Genomic DNA, 7,366 nt, shown 5'->3' with positions numbered 1-7,366 from the left:
CCCCGGGGTATGCCTGGGTCGGCTGCGACGGGATGACGTCGGAGTGCGAGTGCGTCTGCGTCGGTGGGGCCGGCGGCGCGGGCTGGTATGCCGGCGGGGCGGGTGCGATCGGCGCCACGGGAGGAGTCGGCTGCTGTCCGCCGGGGGCAGGGATGCTGGTGTCGCTCACGGTGATGCCTTTCGTCGCGTTCAGGGTCCCAGTCGCACGCGCCGCTGTCAAACGCCGAGCCCGACGCTGAGCAGCATCATCGGTAGGATCGATGTCGACCAGGCAGCGACCCCCGAGCTGCCGGATCGGGAGTGGAAATGAGTTCTCGCGTCGTCCTCGTGACCGGTGGCAACCGCGGCATCGGCCGCGCGATCGCCGAGAGGTTCGTCCGCGACGGGTATCGCGTCGCCGTCACCGCCCGCAGCGGCGAAGGACCCGAGGGCACGCTGACGGTTCGTGCCGATGTCACGGATGCCGCGGCACTGGACGCCGCCTTCACCGAGGTCGAGCAGCAGCTCGGACCGGTCGAGGTCGTCGTCGCCAACGCGGGCATCACCAAAGACACCCTTCTGCTGCGCATGGGCGAAGACGACTTCGACAGTGTCGTCGCCACGAACCTCGGCGGCACCTTCCGGGTCGTCAAGCGGGCCTCGAAGGGGATGCTGCGGGCACGCTTCGGCCGCGTCATCCTGATCTCGAGCGTCGTCGGCCTCTACGGATCGGCCGGGCAGGTCAACTACTCCGCGTCCAAGAGCGCTCTCGTCGGATTTGCTCGATCGCTCACCCGCGAGCTGGGCGGTCGTGGCATCACGGCCAACGTGGTGGCTCCCGGATTCATCGAGACCGACATGACGGCCGAGCTGCCGGAAGAGACCCAGAAGCAGTACAAGGCCAACATTCCCGCAGGTCGCTTCGCCACTCCCGACGAGGTCGCGGGAGTGGTCACCTGGCTCGCAGGAGACGATGCCGGCTATATCTCCGGCGCCGTCATCCCGGTCGACGGTGGACTCGGAATGGGGCACTGACACCCTCAGCCGGCTCGATCATCGCCGTGTGATCGCGGCGTCGATGGCGTCCGCCAACCTGCTCGGAATCGAGAACTGAGGCCAGTGACCTGATCCGATACGCACGACCTCGACGTCGTCGATCGCGCGGAACTCATCGGCGTAGGAACCCCACTGATCGAGCTCGGATTCGACGGTCTCTCGATCCATCCCGCCCATGAGGAGCGTCACGGGGATCCGATGACGATCTTCTGACCGGAGTTCGATCGGATCCGTGGGAACGCGGGCCGGGACGCTGCGCGTGAGCGGCGCGGTGCGTGCGCGAGTCGCCTCGTCGAGGTCATCGACGTCTTCGGCGGGGAAGAAGTCCCACCCCGGGAACGGCACCACGCCGTCGACCGACTCGAACTCGCTGATGCCGGAGCCTGAGGGCGGCGGCACGGTGTCGACGAAGACGACGCGAGTGACGACCGCTGGACGCGCATCTGCGACGCCCCAGGCCACGTTGCCGCCGCCGCTGTGTCCGACGACGACCACGGGGCGGTCGACCGCATCGACGGCAGCCACGGCGGAGTCGACCCATTCGGCGATGCCGATCTCGGATGACGCGTCCGCACTGACGCCGACGCCCGGCATGGTCAGCGGATGCACGGTGTGCCCCGCCTTCTCGAGGTCGGAGGCGACGTCGTTCCAACTCGAGGCTTCGAGCCACAGCCCGGGGATGAGGATGATGTCCATGCGCCCGACGATAGACGGGGCATCCGACATCCGCTAGGGGAGCAGCGCGATGACCTCGGAGAGGTCCTGCGGGCCGATGACGAGGCTCGCGGCGGCACGGACGGCGGGCTTCGCATTGAAGGCCAGGCCGAGTCCTGCGACGGCCATCATCTGCAGATCGTTGGCGCCGTCGCCGATGGCGATCGTCGCGTGGCGGGGCACCTCGAGCTCATCCGCCCACTCCCGGAGCGTGGTCGCCTTCACTGCCGCGTCGACGATCTGACCGTCGACCCGACCCGACAGCGCGCCGTCGACGACGTCGAGGCGGTTCGCTCGCCATCGATCGACGCCGAGCAGCGGAGCGACGTCGTCGAGGATCTCGTGGAAGCCCCCGGACACGACACCGACGACACCGCCGCGCTCGTGCACGGCGGCCGTGAGCTCGCGCACTCCGGGGGTCGGTTCGATCCGGGCGAGCACGCGTGCGAAACCCGAGACCGGCACGCCTTCGAGAGCGGCGACGCGAGAGCGCAGGCTCGTCGCGAAGTCGATCTCGCCGCGCATCGCGGCTTCGGTCGCAGCCTGCACCTCGGCGCCGCGTCCGACCTCGTCCGCGATCAGCTCGATCACCTCATTGCGGATGAGGGTGGAATCGGCATCGAGGACGACGAGGAAGCGCGCAGCGGTCACGCCTTCGAGCCTACCGATCGTGAACCGCTCGACCTCGCACTGGGGCGGTGGGAAGTCGTTGTCAGCGCTCGATGAACAGACCCTTGCCCACCACGGTGATCCCCGATTCGGTCACGGTGAACCCGCGGGCGAGGTCGCGCTCGCGATCGACTCCGACGGTGGCGCCGTCGGCGAGGACGACGTTCTTGTCGAGGATGGCTCGGTGCACTCGGGATCCGGCTCCGACCCTGACCCCGTCGAAGACGACGGAGTCGGTGATGGTCGAGCCGCCTCCGGCGAGCGTCCATGGCCCCACCACGCTGCGCTCGAGATGAGTGCCCGAGAGCACGGAGCCGAGCGACACGATCGAGTCGATCGCATTGCCGATGCGGCCCACCGAGTCGCGGACGAACTTCGCAGGCGGCGAGTTGACGGCCTGCGAGTGGATCGGCCACTCCATGTTGTACAGGTTGAAGATCGGCAGGGTCGAGATCAGGTCCATGTGGGCGTCGAAGAAGGAGTCGATCGTACCCACATCGCGCCAGTACGAACGGTCACGCGGCGAAGACCCCGGCACGTCGTTCTGCTTCATGTCGTAGTAGCCGGCTTCGCCGCGATCGACGAAGTACGGCACGATGTCGCCACCCATGTCGTGCCCCGAGGTCGGAGACTCGCCGTCGGCCTCGACCGCGGCGATCAGAGCATCCGCGTCGAAGATGTAGTTGCCCATCGATGCGAGCACCTCGTGAGGGGAGTCCTCGAGGCCGGCGATGTCGGTGGGCTTCTCGAGGAACTGCTTGATGCGTCCGGACTCGCTGTCGGCGTCGATGACGCCGAACTGCGATGCCATGGCCAGCGGCTGACGGATGCCCGCGACCGTCGCCTTGGCACCCGACTCGATGTGGGCGTCGAGCATCTGACGGAAGTCCATGCGGTAGACGTGATCCGCACCGATCACGACGACGATGTCGGGCTTCTCGTCGTTGATCAGGTTGAGGCTCTGCAGGATCGCGTCGGCCGAGCCGGAGAACCACCGCTTTCCGAGTCGCTGCTGCGCGGGTACGGAGGCGACGTACGAATCGAGCAGCGCCGACATGCGCCACGTCTGCGAGATGTGACGATCGAGGCTGTGCGACTTGTACTGCGTGAGCACGACGATCTGTCGCAGTCCCGAGTTGATGAGGTTCGAGATCGCGAAGTCGATCAATCGATACTGTCCGCCGAAAGGCACTGCAGGTTTTGCGCGGTCTGCCGTGAGGGGCATGAGTCGCTTTCCCTCGCCGCCGGCGAGGATGATGCCGAAGATCTTCTTTGGTGCGGACATGCACCAACCATAGAGGCGATTCGGCTCGGCTAACTAGCATCTGGACAACTGAGTCACTACCGTCTAGACATGCGCGTCGAGATGATCACGAAGGAATACCCGCCGGAGATCTACGGAGGTGCCGGCGTGCACGTCGCCGAGCTCGTCGCAGCCCTGCGGCAGAATATCGATGTACAGGTCAGAGCCTTCGGTGCACCGCGCGAGGAACCCGAGACCGCCGCCTACACGACGCCCCTCGGACTCACCTCCGCGAACGCGGCGCTGCAGACGCTGGGGACGGATCTCGAGATCGTCGCGGCGATCTCCGACGCCGACCTCGTGCACAGCCACACCTGGTACGCGAACTTCGCCGGCCATCTCGCGTCGCAGCTTCACGGCATCCCGCATGTGCTCACGGCGCACAGCCTCGAGCCGCTGCGGCCGTGGAAGGCCGAGCAGCTCGGCGGGGGATACGCGGTCTCGAGCGGGATCGAGAAGCTCGCCTACGAGAACGCCGCCGCCGTCATCGCGGTGAGCGCGGGCATGCGCGCCGACATCCTGCGCAGCTATCCGTCGGTCGATCCCTCCCGTGTGCGTGTGATCCACAACGGCATCGACGTCGACCGGTGGCATCCGGTGCAGAACCCGGCCTTCCTCGAGTCCGTCGGCATGGACCCCGATCGTCCGTCCGTGGTGTTCGTCGGACGCATCACGAGGCAGAAGGGCCTGCCGTATCTGCTGCAGGCGGCCCGCCTGCTGCCTCCCGAGGTGCAGCTCATCTTCTGCGCCGGCGCTCCCGACACCCCCGAGATCATGGCCGAGGTGCAAGAAGGAGTGCGGCTCCTGCAGCAGACCCGCGAGGGCGTGGTCTGGATCGAGCGGATGCTGCCGCGCGACGAGCTGTCTGCCATTCTCACCGCCGCGACCACCTTCGTGTGCCCATCGGTGTACGCGCCGCTCGGCATCGTCAACCTCGAGGCGATGGCGTGCGGTGCCGCTGTCGTGGGCACGGCGACCGGCGGCATCCCCGAGGTCGTCGACGATGGGGTCACCGGACGCCTGGTGCCGATCGACCAGGTGCAGGACGGCACAGGGACGCCCGTCGACCCCGAGCAGTACGTCTCGGACCTCGCCCGTGTGCTGACCGAGGTGACGTCGGACCCCGGGCGGGCGCGAGAGTACGGGGAAGCCGGCCGGGAGCGGGCGCGCGCGGAGTTCAGCTGGGGTGCGATCGCCGACACCACGCGCGCGCTGTACGCGGAGCTGACCGACTGAGCCGGTAGGCTGGAGGCATGTCGATCGCCCTGGAATTCACCGACGTCGTCGTGCGCCGAGAGGGGCGCAACATCATCGATCACGTGACCTGGCAGGTCGACGATGATCAGCGGTGGGTGATCCTCGGACCCAACGGAGCGGGCAAGACCACGCTGCTCCAGATGGCCGACACGCTCATGCACCCGACCGCGGGCACCGTCACGGTGCTGGGGGAGACCCTGGGCCGCACGGACGTGTTCGAGGTGCGTCCGCGCATCGGCTTCGCGTCGTCGGCGATGGCCAAGCGCGTTCCCCGCGACGAGACGGTGCTCAACACGGTGCTCACCGCCGCATACTCGGTGCTCGGTCGCTGGAACGAGAGCTACGAGGACATCGACGAGCGCCGTGCTCTGCGCGTGCTCGGCGACTGGCGCCTCGAGCACCTCGCCGACCGCACGTTCGGCACCCTGAGCGACGGCGAGCAGAAGCGCGTCCAGATCGCCCGCGCGGTGATGACGGACCCCGAGCTGCTCCTGCTCGACGAGCCGACGGCGTCGCTCGACCTCGGTTCACGCGAGGAGCTCCTCGCACTGCTGAGCGGCTACGCCTCGTCGCCCTCGACTCCCGCGATGCTGATGGTCACCCATCACGTCGAGGAGATCCCGGTCGGGTTCACGCACGTCCTTCTGATGCGCGAGGGGCGGATCGTCGCCGCGGGGCCGATCGCAGGGTCGCTCACCGCAGAGACCCTGACGGAGACGTTCGGCATGTCGATCGTGCTCAGCAGCGAAGACGGCCGCTACGCGGCCCGCGCGGCATCCTGATGCGGATCTGGTAAGATCGACCCTTGGTGCATTCTGCACCGCAGACTTCCCTCGTCCCTGGCACAATCCAGGGCAGCAACTAAGGAATCCCATGAAGACTGACATTCACCCCGTGTACAAGGCTGTCGTGTTCCGCGACCTCGGTTCGGGCGAGACCTTCCTCACCCGCTCGACGGTCTCGAGCGACAAGACGATCGAGCTCGACGGCGTGGAGTACCCCGTCATCGACGTCGAGATCTCTTCGGCATCGCACCCGTTCTACACGGGCAAGCAGCGCATCATGGACTCGGCCGGCCGCGTCGAGAAGTTCAACCAGCGCTTCAAGGGCTTCGGCGGATCGACCAAGTAACGATCACCGCGTGCGAAGGCCCCGTGTTCCTCGGAACACGGGGCCTTCGTCGTACTCCGGGGGCGCGTGGGGGAGTCAGAGGTCGAGGATGATGCGCTCTCCGTCGATGCGGCTGGGCGGATCGCCGGGAGAGGGGGCCGGAGCGGTGCGCTGCGTCTGGCGGTCGCGTTCCATACCCGCTTCGTGTGCGGAAGGCATCCAGACAGCCTCGAACGAGCCGCCCATCCCGCCGCCGGAGCTCTCGTACTTCTTCTCGAGCGGCGCTTTCGCGTAGATCGCCACGATCACGACGACGATCGCGATCACGACGACGAGCAGGATCGCGATCGTGAGGAGCATTGCGAGGGCGTCGGCCATGAGATCTGGCTATTCGGCGCGCTCCGTTTCGGCATCCGCCTGCAGGAGGATCCTCAGCGGATGCGACGCCCGTGCGCGAGATCGATGAGGTGCGTCAGCACCGGCCCCGAACGCAACCCGTTGTGCTCGTGCTCGCTCGTGACCCACAGCTCGACGCCGGGAAGCAGACGCGCGGTCTCGAGCGAGAACTCCATCGGCACGTAGACGTCGTTCGCATACACGGCCGCGGCGCCCGTTGCTTCGGATGCGGCGATGGCTGCGGGGTCGTAGATACGCGGCCACTCGAACTCGGCGAGAGCGAGCGTCACGTCGCGCCATGGTCGGAAGGCCGGCACCGTCTCTGTCCACTCGCGTCGGATGTGCTCGCCCGTGAACAGGGTGGCGTCGCTGCGGAAGTCCTCGGGTTCGGTGCGCTCGGCCGACCACCGGGTCGCCTGGCCCGAGGCGTAGCTCGACTCGTGGAACGCGAAGTACAGCGGATTGCGCCCGCTGTACGGCATCGCATGCATCAGGTCATGGCGGAACGCGTTCGACGACGGATCGCGCTCGAGAAGCGACCACACGGTCTGCCAGCCGTCATCGGTGCCGAGGGCCGAGCCGACCGAGCGCAGACGCGAGCGCGAGACCACTTCACCGTCGGGGAGCACGATCTCACCGGCATCCGCGAGGTCGACCAGGCGGCGCATGACGTCGCGATGCTCGGGGAACCGGCGGTAGTACCGTTCGGAGGCCGTGCGCATCTTGTCGTAGCAGAGCGCGTAGACCTCGTCAGGATGCCGTGCGACGGTGCTGAGGCCACCGGTGATGTAGACGTCGGCGAGCGAGTTCGCATCGGTCGACAGATAGGCGAGAGTGGTGAAGCCCCCGAAGAACTGACCGAGCACGCCCCCGACCTCCGCC

Annotated in this window: 9 protein-coding genes; 4 read left to right on the top strand and 5 right to left on the bottom strand. The window is 67.4% G+C overall.

Annotation, left to right across the window (positions count from 1 at the left end; all coding sequences use genetic code 11):
* The first annotated feature begins 306 nt into the window (after positions 1-306).
* A complete protein-coding gene (locus tag J7E68_RS13880; RefSeq protein ID WP_215173515.1) occupies positions 307-1,014 on the top strand; it encodes a beta-ketoacyl-ACP reductase in 708 nt (235 codons plus the stop codon).
* Between the two features lie 18 nt (positions 1,015-1,032).
* Here the strand turns inward: J7E68_RS13880 and J7E68_RS13875 are convergent, their stop codons facing one another.
* The 3 genes from J7E68_RS13875 to glgC form a co-directional block, all read right to left on the bottom strand.
* A complete protein-coding gene (locus J7E68_RS13875; RefSeq protein ID WP_215173514.1) occupies positions 1,033-1,731 on the bottom strand; it encodes an alpha/beta fold hydrolase in 699 nt (232 codons plus the stop codon).
* A 33-nt stretch (positions 1,732-1,764) separates the two neighbouring features.
* Positions 1,765-2,400, bottom strand: coding sequence for a phosphoserine phosphatase SerB (serB, locus tag J7E68_RS13870; RefSeq protein ID WP_215173513.1), 636 nt, complete (start codon positions 2,398-2,400; stop codon positions 1,765-1,767).
* Between the two features lie 61 nt (positions 2,401-2,461).
* On the bottom strand, positions 2,462-3,703 hold the full coding sequence (gene glgC / locus J7E68_RS13865) for a glucose-1-phosphate adenylyltransferase (RefSeq protein WP_215173512.1): 1,242 nt from the start codon (positions 3,701-3,703) through the stop codon (positions 2,462-2,464).
* A 69-nt stretch (positions 3,704-3,772) separates the two neighbouring features.
* Here glgC and glgA point away from each other — a divergent pair, with 69 nt between their 5' ends.
* The 3 genes from glgA (at position 3,773) to J7E68_RS13850 (ending at position 6,109) form a co-directional block, all read left to right on the top strand.
* A complete protein-coding gene (glgA, locus tag J7E68_RS13860) occupies positions 3,773-4,957 on the top strand; it encodes a glycogen synthase (protein WP_215173511.1) in 1,185 nt (394 codons plus the stop codon).
* 17 nt (positions 4,958-4,974) lie between these two features.
* Positions 4,975-5,760, top strand: coding sequence for an ABC transporter ATP-binding protein (locus J7E68_RS13855; RefSeq protein WP_215173510.1), 786 nt, complete (start codon positions 4,975-4,977; stop codon positions 5,758-5,760).
* A 91-nt stretch (positions 5,761-5,851) separates the two neighbouring features.
* A complete protein-coding gene (locus J7E68_RS13850; protein ID WP_201469959.1) occupies positions 5,852-6,109 on the top strand; it encodes a type B 50S ribosomal protein L31 in 258 nt (85 codons plus the stop codon).
* 75 nt (positions 6,110-6,184) lie between these two features.
* Here the strand turns inward: J7E68_RS13850 and J7E68_RS13845 are convergent, their stop codons facing one another.
* Both J7E68_RS13845 and J7E68_RS13840 read right to left on the bottom strand, forming a co-directional pair.
* The gene (locus J7E68_RS13845) at positions 6,185-6,466 is read right to left on the bottom strand and encodes a hypothetical protein (protein WP_215173509.1); all 282 of its coding nucleotides are present in this window, start codon (positions 6,464-6,466) and stop codon (positions 6,185-6,187) included.
* A 53-nt stretch (positions 6,467-6,519) separates the two neighbouring features.
* Positions 6,520-7,366, bottom strand: an 847-nt coding sequence (locus J7E68_RS13840; protein ID WP_215173507.1) for an aminopeptidase, incomplete at its 5' end; no start/stop codon positions are given.

Origin of the sequence: Microbacterium sp. ISL-103, assembly GCF_018613995.1 — a bacterium.
Classification (GTDB): domain Bacteria; phylum Actinomycetota; class Actinomycetes; order Actinomycetales; family Microbacteriaceae; genus Microbacterium.
This window is presented reverse-complemented; position numbering and strand designations above follow the sequence as displayed.

Coding starts and splice junctions, on each gene's coding strand:
- glgA (WP_215173511.1), top strand. CDS start 3,773: ATGCGCGTCGAGATGATCACGAAGGAATACCCGCCGGAGATCTACGGA.
- J7E68_RS13880 (WP_215173515.1), top strand. CDS start 307: ATGAGTTCTCGCGTCGTCCTCGTGACCGGTGGCAACCGCGGCATCGGC.
- glgC (WP_215173512.1), bottom strand. CDS start 3,703: ATGTCCGCACCAAAGAAGATCTTCGGCATCATCCTCGCCGGCGGCGAG.
- J7E68_RS13850 (WP_201469959.1), top strand. CDS start 5,852: ATGAAGACTGACATTCACCCCGTGTACAAGGCTGTCGTGTTCCGCGAC.
- J7E68_RS13855 (WP_215173510.1), top strand. CDS start 4,975: ATGTCGATCGCCCTGGAATTCACCGACGTCGTCGTGCGCCGAGAGGGG.
- J7E68_RS13875 (WP_215173514.1), bottom strand. CDS start 1,731: ATGGACATCATCCTCATCCCCGGGCTGTGGCTCGAAGCCTCGAGTTGG.
- J7E68_RS13845 (WP_215173509.1), bottom strand. CDS start 6,466: ATGGCCGACGCCCTCGCAATGCTCCTCACGATCGCGATCCTGCTCGTC.